The sequence below is a fragment of the Ruegeria sp. BF10 genome, assembly GCF_056538725.1.
Genome location: NZ_JBQFTR010000003.1, coordinates 284,275 through 299,294, shown reverse-complemented (window position 1 = coordinate 299,294; position 15,020 = coordinate 284,275). Strand labels below are relative to the sequence as shown.

Annotated in this window: 15 protein-coding genes; 4 read left to right on the top strand and 11 right to left on the bottom strand. The window is 60.4% G+C overall.

Annotation, left to right across the window (positions count from 1 at the left end):
- The first annotated feature begins 61 nt into the window (after positions 1-61).
- Positions 62-1,171 carry a pyridoxal phosphate-dependent aminotransferase gene (locus ACR0DJ_RS14480; protein ID WP_425079767.1) on the top strand — a complete coding sequence of 370 codons (1,110 nt, stop codon included), beginning with the start codon at positions 62-64 and terminating at the stop codon, positions 1,169-1,171.
- Positions 1,172-1,301: 130 nt separating this feature from the next.
- On the opposite strand, the gene ACR0DJ_RS14475 is transcribed toward ACR0DJ_RS14480, so the two are convergent.
- The 6 genes from ACR0DJ_RS14475 to ACR0DJ_RS14450 form a co-directional block, all read right to left on the bottom strand.
- Positions 1,302-2,492 carry a pyridoxal-phosphate-dependent aminotransferase family protein gene (locus ACR0DJ_RS14475; protein WP_480685390.1) on the bottom strand — a complete coding sequence of 397 codons (1,191 nt, stop codon included), beginning with the start codon at positions 2,490-2,492 and terminating at the stop codon, positions 1,302-1,304.
- A gap of 51 nt (positions 2,493-2,543) precedes the next feature.
- Entirely contained in the window at positions 2,544-3,176 is a 633-nt protein-coding gene (locus tag ACR0DJ_RS14470) for a bifunctional 4-hydroxy-2-oxoglutarate aldolase/2-dehydro-3-deoxy-phosphogluconate aldolase (protein WP_425079769.1), read from the bottom strand.
- Positions 3,177-3,179: 3 nt separating this feature from the next.
- Positions 3,180-4,985, bottom strand: coding sequence for a phosphogluconate dehydratase (edd, locus tag ACR0DJ_RS14465; protein WP_480685388.1), 1,806 nt, complete (start codon positions 4,983-4,985; stop codon positions 3,180-3,182).
- Between the two features lie 2 nt (positions 4,986-4,987).
- A complete protein-coding gene (gene zwf / locus ACR0DJ_RS14460; protein WP_170345026.1) occupies positions 4,988-6,433 on the bottom strand; it encodes a glucose-6-phosphate dehydrogenase in 1,446 nt (481 codons plus the stop codon).
- A gap of 149 nt (positions 6,434-6,582) precedes the next feature.
- Complete coding sequence (gene ptsP / locus ACR0DJ_RS14455) at positions 6,583-8,826, bottom strand: phosphoenolpyruvate--protein phosphotransferase (RefSeq protein ID WP_170345025.1); 2,244 nt, start codon at positions 8,824-8,826, stop codon at positions 6,583-6,585.
- A 46-nt stretch (positions 8,827-8,872) separates the two neighbouring features.
- The gene (locus ACR0DJ_RS14450) at positions 8,873-10,111 is read right to left on the bottom strand and encodes an aspartate kinase (protein WP_152457283.1); all 1,239 of its coding nucleotides are present in this window, start codon (positions 10,109-10,111) and stop codon (positions 8,873-8,875) included.
- A 165-nt stretch (positions 10,112-10,276) separates the two neighbouring features.
- Between ACR0DJ_RS14450 and ACR0DJ_RS14445 the strand changes: the two genes are divergently transcribed.
- Entirely contained in the window at positions 10,277-10,633 is a 357-nt protein-coding gene (locus ACR0DJ_RS14445; protein ID WP_170345024.1) for a hypothetical protein, read from the top strand.
- Here the strand turns inward: ACR0DJ_RS14445 and ACR0DJ_RS14440 are convergent.
- The 5 genes from ACR0DJ_RS14440 to ACR0DJ_RS14420 all read right to left on the bottom strand — a co-directional run bounded on the left by ACR0DJ_RS14440 (position 10,627) and on the right by ACR0DJ_RS14420 (position 13,680).
- Complete coding sequence (locus tag ACR0DJ_RS14440) at positions 10,627-11,265, bottom strand: SDR family oxidoreductase (protein WP_170345023.1); 639 nt, start codon at positions 11,263-11,265, stop codon at positions 10,627-10,629. The two genes, ACR0DJ_RS14445 and ACR0DJ_RS14440, sit on opposite strands and share 7 nt — an antisense overlap.
- A gap of 2 nt (positions 11,266-11,267) precedes the next feature.
- Complete coding sequence (locus tag ACR0DJ_RS14435; RefSeq protein WP_257600239.1) at positions 11,268-11,723, bottom strand: DUF1178 family protein; 456 nt, start codon at positions 11,721-11,723, stop codon at positions 11,268-11,270.
- 72 nt (positions 11,724-11,795) lie between these two features.
- On the bottom strand, positions 11,796-12,257 hold the full coding sequence (locus tag ACR0DJ_RS14430) for an NUDIX hydrolase (RefSeq protein WP_425079771.1): 462 nt from the start codon (positions 12,255-12,257) through the stop codon (positions 11,796-11,798).
- Between the two features lie 132 nt (positions 12,258-12,389).
- Positions 12,390-13,133 (bottom strand): EcsC family protein, encoded by a 744-nt coding sequence (locus tag ACR0DJ_RS14425; RefSeq protein ID WP_480685384.1) that lies wholly within the window; start codon positions 13,131-13,133, stop codon positions 12,390-12,392.
- Positions 13,134-13,185: 52 nt separating this feature from the next.
- Complete coding sequence (locus tag ACR0DJ_RS14420; RefSeq protein WP_257600237.1) at positions 13,186-13,680, bottom strand: GNAT family N-acetyltransferase; 495 nt, start codon at positions 13,678-13,680, stop codon at positions 13,186-13,188.
- Positions 13,681-13,751: 71 nt separating this feature from the next.
- Between ACR0DJ_RS14420 and ACR0DJ_RS14415 the strand changes: the two genes are divergently transcribed.
- Both ACR0DJ_RS14415 and ACR0DJ_RS14410 read left to right on the top strand, forming a co-directional pair.
- Positions 13,752-14,357 (top strand): flavin reductase family protein, encoded by a 606-nt coding sequence (locus ACR0DJ_RS14415; protein ID WP_480685382.1) that lies wholly within the window; start codon positions 13,752-13,754, stop codon positions 14,355-14,357.
- Complete coding sequence (locus ACR0DJ_RS14410; protein ID WP_480685380.1) at positions 14,357-14,995, top strand: CatB-related O-acetyltransferase; 639 nt, start codon at positions 14,357-14,359, stop codon at positions 14,993-14,995. The genes ACR0DJ_RS14415 and ACR0DJ_RS14410 overlap by 1 nt, the downstream gene beginning before the upstream one ends.
- Positions 14,996-15,020 lie beyond the last annotated feature (25 nt).

The window sequence follows — 15,020 nt, the reverse complement described above, 5'->3', positions numbered from 1 at the left end:
CCAGCGCGCCCAAACATGGTGCGTGCTTGCTCATTGATCGGGCTTGGGGTTATCTGCGGACATGACCGGACCTCGATACACCCCGCTTGCCCAAACCCTGCCCGCCACCGTGCCCTTTGTGGGCCCCGAAACGCAAGAGCGTCAACGTGGCACGCCATTTGTTGCGCGATTGGGAGCCAACGAGAGCATTTTCGGACCCTCGCCCCGCGCGATCGAGGCCATGGCGCAAGCCGCGTCAGATATCTGGATGTACGGCGACCCCGAAAACCATGACCTGCGCCATGCCTTGGCCGACCATCACGGCGTATCGCCGGAAAATATCGTCGTGGGCGAAGGGATTGATGGGCTTTTGGGCTATCTGGTGCGGCTGATCGTCGGGCCCGGGGATGCCGTTGTCACTTCGGACGGGGCCTATCCGACCTTCAACTATCATGTGGCCGGGTTCGGCGGGGTGATTCACAAGGTGCCGTATTCAGGTGACCACGAGGATCCCTCGGCCCTGTTTGCCAAGGCTGCTGAGGTTGGTGCCAAGCTGGTCTATCTGGCCAATCCGGACAATCCGATGGGCAGCTGGCATTCCGGCGCGGACATCGTGGCCGCCATGGATGCCTTGCCTGATGGGTGCCTGCTGGTTCTGGATGAGGCCTATGTGGAATGTGCGCCCGAGGGGACGGCTGCACCTGTGAGTGCTGGTGATCCGCGCGTGATCCGGATGCGAACCTTTTCGAAGGTCTATGGCATGGCAGGTGCGCGGGTTGGCTATGCCATGGGCACGCCGGATCTGATCGCGGCCTTCAACAAGGTGCGCAACCATTTCGGCATGAACCGCGCTGCGCAGGCCGGGGCTTTGGCGGCTTTGCAGGATGGCGCGTGGCTGGAGCATATCCAAGCACAGATCGCAGAGGCGCGTGAGCGGATCGGCGCGATTGCCCGGGAAAACGGATTGGCGGTCCTGCCTTCGGCCACCAATTTCGTAGCGATTGACTGCGGGCGCGACGGGGTTTTTGCCAAGGCCGTGCTGGACGCCCTGGTGGCGCAGGGGATTTTTGCCCGAATGCCGTTCGCGGCACCGCAGAACAGGTGCATTCGGGTAAGTTGTGGCCCGGCGTCTGATCTGGACGCGTTCGCCGCCGCTTTGCCCAAGGCGCTTGCGGTTGCGCGGTTGGGCTGATTGATCCCTATCCGCCCGGCCGGACAGCAAAGGGGGGCTGTCTGCCCCCCATCGCGCCACGGCGCGATTCCCCCCGAGGATATTGTTGGCCAGATGAAGAGGCGGATCGGGCGGAGACGCCCGTAGAATGTCAGGCGGCCAGCACGGCGGCGGCGGCTTCGAGGGCCCCCTTGCCACGCGATATGTCAAGTGAAGCCATGCCCGTTTCCACACCGCCCAGAATCGCCATGACCATCTGCCCGTTGATATGCCCCATGTGGCCGAGACGGAAACAGCTGTCATAGTCCTCCATCCCAAGGCCGATGCCCAGTGTCAGACCCAACCGGGTTTCGGTGAACCCACGCAGGCCCGTGCCGCGACCTTCCGTCAACCGCAAAGCAGTGACGGCGTGGCTGCGAAAGGCACGGTCGGCGACGTTCAGGTGCAACATGCCGCCTTCGGCCCAGGTCTCACAGGCCGCCCAGATGGCATTGGCCAGGCGCTCATGGCGGGCCCAGACCTGTTCGATCCCCTCTGCATGGATCAGATCAAGCGCGGCGCGCAGGCCGTAGAGGTGGTGCGTGGGTGCGGTGCCGTTGAAATACTGATAGAACAGGTCCGGGTTAGCGCGCGGCTGCCAGTCCCAATACTGCGAAACGCGCGGCATGGTGGCCCGTTTGGCTTGTGCTTTCTGGTTGAAGAAAACAAAGCCGATGCCCGCCGGGGTCATCAGGCCTTTTTGGCAAGCGGCAACTGTGACATCCACGCCCCAGCCATCCATCTCGAACCTGTCACAGCCCAGCGAAGCAATGCAGTCTGCCATCAACAGCGCCGGGTGCTGCAAGTCGTCCAGAAGCCTGCGCAGCGCCGGGATGTCGTTCCGGATCGAACTGGATGTATCCACGTGCACCGCCAGAACCGCCTTGATCTGGTGACTTTGATCCGCACGCACCGCATCTGCGATCCGGTCGAAATCCCAGGCTGAAGAGGTGCCGAAATCGATCAACTGTACCTTTGCCCCGATCCCTTCGGCCATTTCGGCCCAGCCATGGGTGAACCTGCCCGAGGCCGGGGCCAGAACGGTTTCGCCGGGGGCGATCACGTTGGACAGCGCCGCCTCCCACGTGCCGTGGCCATTGGCGATATAGATGGCGACGTTGTGCTTTGTGCCGGCAACCCGGCACAGATCGCGCGTCAGGCCGGGCATCATATCAATGAGTTCGCCATCATAGATGTTGGGCGACGGGCGGTGCATGGCTTGCAAAACCGCGTCCGGCATGACCGAAGGGCCCGGAATGGCCAAATATGCCCGCCCCTGGGAAAGGGAAACTGTCTGTGTCATGGGGTCAACCTGTATGAATTGACACCCACATTACCGAGGGGTCGCGCAGCGTCAATCCGCCAGCTTCGATGCCTCGCGCGCAAGTGTTTCGATCCCGGCCCAGTCGCCGGTTTCGACCATTTGCTTCGGCGCAACCCAACTGCCACCGGCGCAGATCACGTTGGGCAATGACAGGTAATCGCGGGCATTGGAGGGGGACACACCACCCGTAGGACAGAAGCTGATCTGTGGCAGCGGCGCGCCGATCGCCTTCAGCGCAGGTGCACCACCTGAGGCTTCGGCCGGGAAGAATTTCAGCATATCATAGCCCTTTTCCAGCAACGCCATCGCTTCACTTGCCGTGGCGGCTCCGGGCAGCAGCGGCAGGCCTTCGGCTTCGCACGCCGCGATCAGGGCATCCGTGGCGCCGGGGGAAACGCCGAACAGCGCGCCGGCCTGTTTGGCAGCCCGGACATCATCGGGCGTGACCAGCGTGCCTGCACCGACCACGCCGCCGGGCACTTCGGACATGGCCTTGATTGCATCCAGCGCCGCCGGGGTGCGCAAGGTCACTTCAAGCGCGGGCAAGCCGCCGGCGACCAGCGCCTCGGCCAGAGGGCGGGCCTGTGCGGCGTCATCGACGACCAGCACGGGAACAATGGGCGCCAGGGCACAGATTTCGCGGGTGCGTTGAGTTTTGGACATCTCTTATGCTCCGAATATGCTGGCGCCAGTGTCGGCGGACCCGACATTCTGCCGGAACGCAGCGAAAAGATCGCGCCCTACACCGTGTTGGTTGGCGGAAAGGTCGGCGGTGGCGGGGGACCGGTCCAAAACCCCATTGGTCAGGATTTCCAGTTCGCCGTTGACCGCATCGACACGCAGGATGTCACCGTCTTGCAGGCAGGCGATGGGCCCGCCGTCCAGCGCCTCGGGGCAGACATGGATGGCGGCGGGTACTTTGCCGGATGCACCCGACATGCGGCCATCTGTGACCAGTGCCACTTTCTGTCCACGGCCCTGCAAAATCGACAGGATAGGTGTCAGCGAATGCAGTTCAGGCATCCCATTGGCCTTTGGCCCCTGAAAGCGGACCACGACGATGACGTCATCAGTGAACTCTCCGGCCTTGAATGCGGCTTTGACCTCATCCTGACCGTGAAACACGCGCACGGGGGCTTCGACGACCTGATGTTCTGGCGCGACGGCTGATACTTTCATGACCCCGGTGCCCAGATTTCCTGTCAGGCGCGAGAGGCCACCTGTGGGTTGGAACGGGTCTTTGGCCGGGCGCAGGATCTTTTCGTTCAGGCTGTGACCCGCGCCGTCCTGCCAGATCAGCTCACCATCAATCAGCTTGGGTTCCTTGGTATAGTTGTGTAGCCCCTGCCCCGCGACGGTCAGCGTGTCAGGGTGCAGCAGGCCATCTTCAAGCAGCGTACCGATCGTGTACCCTAGGCCGCCGGCCGCATGGTAATGGTTCACATCCGCCAGACCGTTGGGATAAACCCGCGCGACCAGCGGCACGACTGCGGATATTTCTGAAAAATCCTGCCAGTCCAGCACGATGCCACCGGCGCGCGCCATGGCGATCAGGTGGATCAGAAGATTGGTTGACCCACCGGTCGCCATAAGGCCCACGATGCCGTTGACGAAGGCGCGTTCATCCAGAACCTGATAAACTGGTGTATAGCTGTTGCCCAACGCACTGAGCGACAGGGCACGCCGCGCGCCTTCCTCGGTCAGGGCATCGCGCAACGGGGTATTCGGATTGACGAAGCTGGAGCCCGGCAGGTGCAGGCCCATGAACTCCATCAGCATCTGGTTGGTATTGGCGGTGCCGTAGAAGGTACAGGTGCCGGGGCCGTGATAGGCTGCCATTTCGGCCGCCATCAGTTCTTCGCGGCCCACCTCTCCGGCGGCGAATTTCTGTCGGACCTTGGCTTTTTCGTCGTTCGGCAAGCCGCTGGTCATCGGTCCTGCGGGCAGGAACACGGCTGGCAGATGGCCAAAGGCCTGCGCGCCGATGATCAGACCGGGGACAATCTTGTCACAAACCCCGAGGAACACGGCCGCGTCGTACGTGTTATGGCTGAGCGCCACACCGGTCGCCAGTGCGATCACATCGCGTGAGAACAGCGACAGCTCCATCCCTGCTTCGCCCTGGGTGACACCATCGCACATGGCTGGCACACCGCCTGCCACCTGTGCCGTTCCTCCGGCGGCGCGGATCGCGTCGCGGATCAGGGCGGGATACCGTTCGAACGGCTGATGGGCCGAAAGCATGTCGTTATAAGCGGTGACGATGCCCAGATTGCCGGCGGTACCGGTGGCCATCGATTGCTGATCTTCGCCTGCGCCCGCATAGGCATGGGCCTGACCGCTACAGGACAGATGCGCACGGGCAGGACCTTTGGATCTGGCCTGTTCCATCCGTTCAAGATGTGGGCCGCGCAGATCGGCGCTGCGGTCGATGATCCGTCTGGTGACATCGGAAATGACTGAGTGAACCATGATTACCCTCCGATCTGACGCCAGCGACGCCCATCGCGATGCATCAGCATCAATGCTTCTTCGGGGCCTGAACTGCCCTGATCATACCGGGATGGGCGGTCTCCGCGCTGCTCCCAGCCCTGAATGATGGGATCGACCCAGGCCCAGGCGGCCTCGGCCTCGTCCCCGCGCATGAACAATGTCTGATCGCCACGGATGACATCCATGATCAGCCGCTCATAAGCGTCGGGGGCTTGCGCTTCGTCCCCAAGCGCATCGGCGAAGCTCATGTCAAGCGCAACGTCCGACAGCCGGAAGCCTCCCGGCCCCGGGTCCTTTATCGTGGTGCGCAAGGTGATGCCTTCATCAGGTTGCAACCGGATCACCAATACGTTTCCGTGCAGCGGGCCGACATTGGGGAAAATCGTATGCGGTGGGTCACGAAAGAACACCGCAATTTCGGATTCGCGGGCCCGCAGGCGCTTGCCAGTGCGCAGATAGAACGGCACACCTGCCCAGCGCCAGTTGCCGATATGAACCTTGAGCGCAATGAAGCTTTCGGTACGGCTGGCGGGGTTGCCGACATGATCGACATAACCGCCCTCGCCCTTTTCGGCCCGGTACTGGCCGCGCGCGATGTCGGATTGGGCGACGGGCTCCAGCGCTTCGATCACTTTGACCTTTTCATCTCGCACCGCGTTGGGCGAGAATTTCGACGGCGGCTCCATCGCGGTCAGACACAGCAACTGCACCAGATGGTTCTGGACCATGTCCCGCATCGCGCCGGACTGATCGTAATAGGCCCCGCGCCCTTCGACGCTTACGGTCTCGGCCACCGTGATCTGCACGTGATCGATATGGGTCGAATTCCAGAGCGGTTCGAACAGCGAGTTTGCAAAGCGCAGCGCCATCAGGTTCTGCACGGTCTCTTTGCCCAGATAATGGTCGATCCGGTAAATCTGATGTTCTTCGAAACAGGCACGTAAGCCCTCGTTCAGCGCCTTCGCCGAGGCCAGGTCGTGCCCAAATGGTTTTTCGACGACGATGCGGCTGTCCGGTGTCGCAAGACCGGCGTCATGCAGCCGCTGCGCGATACCCGAAAACAGGCTTGGACCAACGGACAAGTAAAAGGCCCGCACGACGTCATCGCGCATCAGCTCTTTCAGGTCAGACCACCCGGCCTCACCCAGAGCGTCCACGGGCACGTATTCGACATGGGCAAGGAACCGATCCAATGTCTCTTGGGAAAAGCCGGGCGCGAACTGTTGCATCGATTTGCGAACCTGATCGCGAAACCCGTCATTGTCGATATCCGAGCGTGCCGTGCCGATGATCCGCGCGTCGTCGGGCATTTGCCCGACCTCGAAGCGATGGTACAGGCCCGGCAGGATTTTGCGCTGCGCCAGATCGCCGGTCGCACCGAAAAGCACCAGATCAAATGGCTCTACCGGAATTACGCGTGAAACCATCACAGGCTCCTTCTAAGGTTGCCGATATCAGCTTAGCACGGCGTGAAAACCCGCAAAACCTGATATGTTATCGCTAACATTGCAAGTCTATTAGAAAGCCGCTCATGAAAAATCAAGCACAGTTTGAAGAAACCGTGCCGTTTTGCGCATCAGGTCTGATGGCGCAGCCAGTCCATGACCGCGGGGCGCACCGATTGTTCTCCGCGGTGGCGCGCGTCAGCGATGATTTTGCGAACCTCCGTCAGATTGGACCGCAACAGAAGGCTTTTGACCGGGCCAATCGAGGCGGGACGCATCGACAGCGTCCGAATCCCCATCGCCGCTAGGCACAACGCCTCGACCGGGCGGCCCGCATCTTCACCACAGAAGCTGAGCGGGGTGTCCGAGATATCGCAGCGTTCGACGATGCGCTCCATCAGGCTCAGGAAGCTGACATTCAGTGTGTCATAACGACGGCGGACCAGTTCGTTTTCACGGTCAGCGGCAAAGAAGAACTGCTTGAGATCGTTCCCACCGATTGAAATGAAGTCCACCTCGTCAAAGAATTTCTGCGGCGCAAAGGCCAGCGACGGGGTTTCCAGCATCGCGCCCACTTCAAGCGTTTCGGGCAGGACATGGCCCAATCGCTTTTCCCGCTCGATGGTTTTGTTCACTTCCCAGCGGGCGTCGCGATATTCCTCGGCCTGTGCGACAAAGGGGAACATGATGGTCAGCGGTCGGCCATTGGCGGCGCGCAGCAGGGCCTGCAACTGCATTCGCATGACGCCGCGCTTGTCCAGACCGACACGAATGGCGCGCCAGCCCAGCGCCGGGTTTGGTTCCGCCACGTGCTTCATATAGGGCAGAACCTTGTCCGACCCGATATCGAGTGTGCGGAATACCACCCTTTTGTCCCCCGCCGCGTCCAGAACGCGCTTATACTGGCTGACCAGTTCCGACCGTTTCGGCATCTGGTTGCGGATCAGGAATTGCAGTTCTGTGCGGAACAGGCCAACGCCTTCGGCGCCCGAGGTGCCAAGCGAAGGCAGGTCGGCCATCAGACCGGCATTCATCACCAGATTTATCCGCGATCCGTCCCGCGTCACGCAGGGAGTTTCGCGGATCGACGCATAACGTTCCTGCGCCTTGGCCTGCATCGCGATCTTGTCGCGGAAGGCACTGACCACGCTGTCTTCCGGGCGCAGATGCACAACACCCTGATCACCATCGACCAAAATGTGATCTCCGTTCAGGGCCTCAGTGGTGATCCGGCCCACATGCACGACCAAAGGAATAGCCAGCGCCCTTGCAACTATGGTGGCATGGCTGCCGACTGAACCTTCTTCAAGCACGATCCCCTTCAGCGCCCGTCCGTATTCCAGCAGGTCGCCGGGGCCGATATTGCGCGCGATCAGGATCGGATCGGGTGGCAGATCGGCACTGTCCGTCTTGCCTTGCCCGGTCAGGATGCGCAGCAGGCGATTGCTGAGATCGTCCAGATCCGCAAGACGTTCACGCAAGTAAGGATCTGTGACCTGCCCCATGCGCGCTCGGGCCTGGGATTGTTCCTTCTCCACCGCGGCTTCGGCGCTGAGCCCCAGGGCTATGTCTTCCTCCATCCGCCGCATCCAGCCTTTGGAATTGGCGAACATACGGTATGCTTCCAGAACCTTCAGCTGTTCCTTGTCGCCGCCCTGCGAAATTTCGAGCATCTTGTCGACACCAACGCGCAGTTCTTCCACCGCTTCGACCAGACGTTCGCGTTCCCGGTGCGGGTCTTCGGCAATTGGATTGGTCACAACCACGCGGGGTTCGTGCAGCCAGACATGCCCTTCGGCGGATCCTTCCTGTGCCGGACCGCCGCGCAGCAGAACCGATTGCTGGTGCAGGGGTGACAGGGCCGCACCCTCGCCGACAAAGGCGCCAAGCTCGGCCATTTCGGCCAGCACCATGGCGACCACTTCCAGCGCATAGACCTCATCGGCGGAAAACTCGCGCGCCTCGCGGGACTGGACGACCAGAACGCCCAGCTTTTCCCCAAGGCGTTGAACCGGCACACCCAGGAAAGAGGAATACCGTTCCTCGCCGGTTTCCGGCATGTAGCGGAAGCCCTTGGCCGACGGCGCGTCGGCGGTGTTGACGACCTTGCCGAACTTGGCAACCCGCCCCACAAGACCTTCGCCCATGCGCATCCGGGTTTTATGGACCGCTTCCGGAGACAGCCCCTCGGTCGCGCAAAGTTCCAGCGTGTCTTCATCGCGAAACAGGTAGATGGAACACACCTCGGCCCTGATACTGTCAGCGATCAGGTGCGTGATCCGGTCAAGACGTTCCTGACCGGCGGCTTCGCTCGCCATTTCTTCGCGCAACCGCCGCAGCAGCTTGCGGGATTCTGTTTCCGTGCCGTCTGACATGGCCCAACCGATTTAGTGTGTCAGGCGATACCTTTGGCCGATAAGCTCAGGCCGCCTTGTCCAGTTCAAAGGCATCATGCAGTGCCTGAACAGCAAGTTCCATGTATTTCCGATCCACAAGGACGGAAATTTTGATCTCGGAGGTTGTAATGACCTTGATGTTGATCCCCTCATCCGAGAGCACCTTGAACATCTTGGCCGCCACGCCCGATTGCGAGCGCATCCCGATTCCCACAACCGAAACCTTGCAGACATCGGTGTCTGCAACCAGTTCGGCATAGTTCAGCTCGCCCTTTTCCTTGATCGCCAGCAGCGCTTTTTCGGCGCGAGCCACCTGATCCGTGGGGCACGAGAACGTCATGTCCGTGCGACCCTCGTCCGAGATGTTCTGGACGATCATGTCGACATTCACGCCCTCTTCGCTGAGCGCCGAGAAGATGGTCGTGGCGATACCCGGTCGGTCGGCCACGGAAACAACGGTCATCTTGGCTTCGTCGCGGGAATAGGCCACACCGGCCACAACATTGGATTCCATGATATCCTCCTCGTCGCAGACCAGCGTGCCGGCCTCATCGGATTGTTCTTCAAAGCTTGACAGAACGCGCAGTTTGACTTTGTACCGCATCGCAAGTTCGACCGAGCGTGTTTGCAGCACCTTGGCACCAAGCGACGCCAGTTCAAGCATTTCCTCGAACGAAATGCGGTCCAGCTTGCGGGCCTTTTCGCAGATGCGCGGATCGGTGGTATAGACGCCATCAACGTCCGTATAGATGTCGCAGCGTTCGGCGTCGAAGGCTGCCGCAAAGGCAACGGCCGTTGTATCCGACCCACCCCGGCCCAATGTCGTGATCCGGCCTTCCGGGCTGATGCCCTGAAACCCGGCAACCACGGCCACGCGCATGCCTTCGCTGAATTTCTGGTTCAGGTTCTCGGTCGGAATTTCCTCGATCCGCGCCTGACTGTGCGCGCTGGTGGTCAGCAGCGGCACCTGCCAGCCCTGCCAGCTGCGCGCGGGGATGTCCATTTCCTGCAAGGTCAGGGCCATCAGGCCAGCGGTCACGTTCTCGCCCGAGGACACGACGGCATCGTATTCGCGCGCATCGAACAGTGGCGATGTCTCGTTCACCCAGCCCACAAGCTCGTTGGTTTTGCCCGACATGGCCGAGACGATGACGATCACGTCATAGCCCTTGGCGACTTCAACGCCGATCCGTTTGGCGGCGCGGCGGATGCGGTCCAGATTGGCGACCGATGTGCCGCCGAATTTCATTACGAGTACTGGCATGGGGGCAAAAGTCTCCGCGCCTTGGATTAGAAGTTCCGTGCCTCATAAGCGAGGGGCACCGCAAGGGCAAGGGCGCAAAGCGGTCGCCCCTGCGGCGCAGGGCCGCTTTACATTGCACTGGCGCGATGTCAGCCTAAGGACATCAACCAGATCAAGAGGTTCTTCATGTTTCGCCTAGCCCTTGCCTTTGCAGTAATGTCATCGCCGGCACTGGCCCAGGTCGCGAGTGTCGCAGGGACGGACGGCAAGAACGCGCTGGGCACAATTCCCTGCGCGGCAAATGCCGGTGATCCGGTACAAAGCTGCCACGCCGAACTGCGCCGCCATGATGACGGAAACATAACGGTCGCGGTGGCCCTGGGTGGCGGGCAAGTGCGCAATATCTATTTCAAGGATGGCGTGCCGGACTCCAGCAACTCGACCTCGAAAATCTCACATGAAACGCGCGGCGATATGATGGTGGTCTACATTGAGCCCGGTGAGGTCTTTGAAATCCCCAAAGCCGCATTGACCTCTCAATAGGCGTGCGGTTGCCCGTCATAGGTTTCAAAACAGCCCGTTGTGCTTAGCGACAGGGCGTCAAATCGTTCGATCAGGCCGGACACGGCCTGATCCACATCGATATCGGCCGCTGCACCGCCCATATCCGTCTGAACCCAGCCCGGATGATAGATGCCGACGGCAATCCCGTCATCTTTGAGATCCATCGCCAGATTCCGCCCAAGGTTCAGAGCCGCCGCCTTGGACGCGCGGTAGATATAACTGCCACCCGGCGCAAGTGTATGCGACGCCATTTTCGACGAAAGGATCGCGATCTTGCCACCCGCCGCGCGTAGGTTGGGCAACAGTGTCTGTATCGTCAGAAAGACCCCCGTGACATTTACCGCAAAGCTGTGTGCCCACATGTCGGCCGGGTAGCCATCGATCGAATGCCCCTTGTCCAAATACACGCCAGCGTTGCAGACCAGCAGGTCGATGGGCTGGTCTTTCAACTGTTCTGCCATGGCTGATTGCTGCACGGGATCGGACACATCCAGACGCACCTGCATGCTGCCGTCGCGCGCCGTCCCGGTGACCTTGTCCCCCCGGTTGACGTAACGCTGTGCCAGGGCCTGCCCTATGCCGCGATTGGCGCCGGTGATCATGACGTGCATGATCAATTGGTCTTTCTGCTTGGAACAAACGGCAGCGGAGCCACCGGCACGCCATCTTCGATCAGGGATTTCGCCTCATCCAGCTTGGCTTCTCCGTAAATCGCACGTTCCGGAGCCTCGCCCAAATGAATCTTGCGCGCCTCGCTGGCGAAATCTTTCCCTACATAATCCGAGTTTTCTTCGACGTGGCGGCGCATTTCGGCCAAAACCTTCTCGATTTCAGGCGATGGGGTGGCCACGTCGATCTTTTCTTCAGGGGTGGAACGGATTTCACTTTTCTTACGTGCATTCCGCGCCGGGCGGACGCGTGGCGTCATGACCGCTTTCTCGACCTGCGTGCACCCGCAAACCGCGCAGGTGACCATACCCACAGAGGCCAGCTTGTCATAGGCTGCGGCGGATTGGAACCAGCTGTCGAAACTGTGGCCTTCGCTGCATTTCAACGCGTATTGAATCATGTTCAGTCCAAAAAAACGATTGGCGAATAGATACCGATCAAGATGACAATATCAAGCCTATCAGATGCTACTTTAATGTGAGTACGGCTTAAAGTCGCGCAACAATTCAGCAAGCTCATCAGAATCGACCTTTAGCGCCGCTTTTTTCGGCGAAAACCACTTGCGCCGACGCTCGGTCTTTTCCGGGTAGTCTGGCGACACAGCGCTTACATGCACTGGAAAAACATCCACCAGACACAAGGATGGGGGCCGGTTCGAATGGTGCTTGAGATGCAGGAACTGCCCCAGTCGCGCCCCGTTGATCCGTCCAGATACGCCCGCCTCTTCCCAAGCCTCTTGCAAAGCGGTTTCCTGCGGGCTCAGACCGGGGATGAGCCATCCTTTGGGTATGATCCATCGCCGTGACTTGCGTGTCGTGACCAACAAAATCTTGGGACGGCCGCGCTTGATCCGGAAACACAAAGCCGAGGATTGCCGCAAAACTGGCTGCCTTGCAGCTTTTGGAAGGTCATGAAGCAACAATCCTGCATTCATCGAGCGACGCTCCCTTTCGGTCAAACGTCAGCCATCCAAACTCGCAAGCCCACCCGATCTAGAGGCCGACGCCTGCAACCATACCACATGATGTATCACGCGCCAAGTCACTCGCGTCGATCAGGATATCGCCTACATTCGGGCAGAAAGCCGCCGCGCCAGATCGTCATGGGGAATATCAGCGTCAATTGCCAGTCGGCGCAAACCGAAATGCACGCGCGCGATCTGTTGGTAATAGCGCGTGTAGACATAATTCGTGCCACCCCCGGCCAATGCCCCCAGCACAGGAACGGACTGGGCTGCAAGCTTTTGCCCCAGTACAATCGAAAAGCGCGGCGCAACGGCGGCAATCAGGCGTTGCATGGCCGGTCCGGTCAGCGTCAGCCGGACCGAGAAAAAACCCAGATCTGCCCCATCATCATGCGACAATGGTCCTGCCGCCGACAAAACGCGAACGCAATCGAACTTTACGTTTTCGGCAGAGGGATCAAACCCCTCGCGCGCGGCGGCCCCCTGAATGGCGCGTAGCAGCATCGCGGTTGTCGCGGGCAGCTCCATCAGGGCTGTCGAAACGCCGCCCAGCCCCCCGGCCGCACCCATGGCAGTCGTCACCGCGGTGTTGACCCAGGGCTGCTGATCAGGAACCGCGAGCCGCGAGCCCTCGGCCGCATGCATCGCCAGCCATAACGCCTGTTCGGTTGCGCCTGTCAGGCCATTCCGAACGGGTTCGGGCAATTGCTCCAGCAATGACTCGGCTGACCCCCCAAGTTTGTTGAGAAGTTTCACGCCAGCCCCTCCGGCGGATCGGTAGTGGTCCGCCAAACGATCCAGTTCGGCCTCGGTATCCACGTTTTCAACAAGAACAACGTTCTGCATTCACGCCCTCCTGCCTACCAACATCGGCGCTGCGCAGCATGGTTTCAATAGGTCAGCGGCCCCAACGCGTTACCGCACCCTGAACCCCGGACCAGGCGCCGGGCACCAGTTCCAGCCCCAAAACCCGGTCAGGGTTGGTGGGCGGAGGCATCTCGACCGCGTGCAATCGTGTGAAACCGAACCGGCTGTAATAGGGCTCATCCCCCACCAGCATGACCCTTTGCCAACCGCGTGTGCGCCCCGCCTCGACTCCTGCATGTATCAAATATCCGCCCAGGCCTTCACCTTGGTGGGTGGGGTGCACGGCAACCGGCCCCAACAGCAGAGCATCGTGATCACCGACATGAACCGGCCAGAACCGGATCGCACCGGCCAGAATCCCCTGACCGTCGCGCGCGACCATAGACAAGCCCGCAACCGGCGGCACGTCATCACGCAAGCGGTAGGACGACAAGGCCTCGCGACCCGGCGCAAAACACAGGTCATATAGGGCTTCGACCTCCCACCAGTCGTCCGGCTCTTCCGGCCTGATCCCGAATTGCTGCACCCTGCCCTCTTTTACTTGCTGGCAATCGCCCTAGCACTTCGCTACGCCTTGGGCAAACGCTTGGAGTTCAGATGTTCTATCGCCCCGAAGACGGCCACGGATTGCCGCACAACCCGTTCAACGCCATCATCACGCCACGCCCGATTGGCTGGATTTCGACACGGGATGCGGATGGGATCAACAATCTGGCGCCCTATTCCTTCTTCAACGGCGTCGCCTATACGCCACCGCAGGTCATGTTTGCCTCGACCGGCACCAAACAGGATCAGAGCGTCGGCAAGGACAGCATCGCCAATATCGCGGCCACGGGCGTGTTTTGCGTGAATGTCGTGGCCCATGCGCATCGGGACGCGATGAATGCAAGTTCCGCGGGATTGCCGAAAGAGGTTGATGAGTTTTCACATGCCGGGCTTTCGCCCATCGAATGCGAAACCATCCCCTGCGCACGGATTGAAGGGGTCCCGGCTGCGCTGGAATGCAAACTGACCCAGATCGCCACGCTTCCCGGTGAAGCCAATCGGGTGGTGTTTGGCGAAGTGACAGGTGTACACCTGCACGACGATCATATTCGGGATGGCATGTTCGACGTGACCTCGTTCCAACCTTTGGCGCGACTCGGGTATCGCGATTACTCTGTCGTTTCCGAGTTGTTCAGCCTTTCTAGACCGGATGACTGATGCCCCTGCCTGACGCTTCGCGCCGATATCCTGTCACTCTGCCTGACGGCACGGAACACAAAGGAACGGCCTTTCTGTCACGAGTGATCGACCACCCCAGAATTCAGGTGGGAGATTACACTTACGCATCAGATTTTGACGAACCCGAGGATTGGGCCAATCGGCTGGCCCCTTATCTGTTCGAGTTTTCGCGCGAAAAGCTGATTTTGGGGAAGTTTTGCCAAATTGCCCACGGCGTCCGCTTTGTGACAGCCTCGGCAAATCATGCGATGGATGGGATAACCTGCTTTCCCTTTCCAGTTTTCGATCCGGAACAGATGTTGGAATACCAGCCGGACTTTCGGGACACCGTGATAGGCAATGATGTCTGGATCGGCTATGGCGCGTTGATCCTGCCCGGAGCCAATATCGGTGACGGAGCGATAATCGGTGCGGGTTCAGTCGTGCGTGGAACCATCCCGCCTTATGCGATCGTCTCGGGCAATCCTGCCGAGGTACGGCGATACCGGTTTGACGCCGACACAATCGAGCGGCTGCTTTCTTTGAAGTGGTGGGACTGGCCAGTCGAACTGATCGCCGAAGCCGAAAGCGCTCTGCTGACGGGAGATATCGATAAGCTGGAGCGCTTGGGCCCTTGAAAAAGGTGGCCCGATTGGCCGCCTT

Bases quoted from the DNA above. Each gene is read 5' to 3' on its own strand.
- ACR0DJ_RS14480 (WP_425079767.1), top strand. From the start codon at position 62: ATGACCGGACCTCGATACACCCCGCTTGCCCAAACCCTGCCCGCCACC.
- ACR0DJ_RS14475 (WP_480685390.1), bottom strand. From the start codon at position 2,492: ATGACACAGACAGTTTCCCTTTCCCAGGGGCGGGCATATTTGGCCATT.
- ACR0DJ_RS14470 (WP_425079769.1), bottom strand. From the start codon at position 3,176: ATGTCCAAAACTCAACGCACCCGCGAAATCTGTGCCCTGGCGCCCATT.
- edd (WP_480685388.1), bottom strand. From the start codon at position 4,985: ATGGTTCACTCAGTCATTTCCGATGTCACCAGACGGATCATCGACCGC.
- zwf (WP_170345026.1), bottom strand. From the start codon at position 6,433: ATGGTTTCACGCGTAATTCCGGTAGAGCCATTTGATCTGGTGCTTTTC.
- ptsP (WP_170345025.1), bottom strand. From the start codon at position 8,826: ATGTCAGACGGCACGGAAACAGAATCCCGCAAGCTGCTGCGGCGGTTG.
- ACR0DJ_RS14450 (WP_152457283.1), bottom strand. From the start codon at position 10,111: ATGCCAGTACTCGTAATGAAATTCGGCGGCACATCGGTCGCCAATCTG.
- ACR0DJ_RS14445 (WP_170345024.1), top strand. From the start codon at position 10,277: ATGTTTCGCCTAGCCCTTGCCTTTGCAGTAATGTCATCGCCGGCACTG.
- ACR0DJ_RS14440 (WP_170345023.1), bottom strand. From the start codon at position 11,265: ATGCACGTCATGATCACCGGCGCCAATCGCGGCATAGGGCAGGCCCTG.
- ACR0DJ_RS14435 (WP_257600239.1), bottom strand. From the start codon at position 11,723: ATGATTCAATACGCGTTGAAATGCAGCGAAGGCCACAGTTTCGACAGC.
- ACR0DJ_RS14430 (WP_425079771.1), bottom strand. From the start codon at position 12,257: ATGAATGCAGGATTGTTGCTTCATGACCTTCCAAAAGCTGCAAGGCAG.
- ACR0DJ_RS14425 (WP_480685384.1), bottom strand. From the start codon at position 13,133: ATGCAGAACGTTGTTCTTGTTGAAAACGTGGATACCGAGGCCGAACTG.
- ACR0DJ_RS14415 (WP_480685382.1), top strand. From the start codon at position 13,752: ATGTTCTATCGCCCCGAAGACGGCCACGGATTGCCGCACAACCCGTTC.
- ACR0DJ_RS14410 (WP_480685380.1), top strand. From the start codon at position 14,357: ATGCCCCTGCCTGACGCTTCGCGCCGATATCCTGTCACTCTGCCTGAC.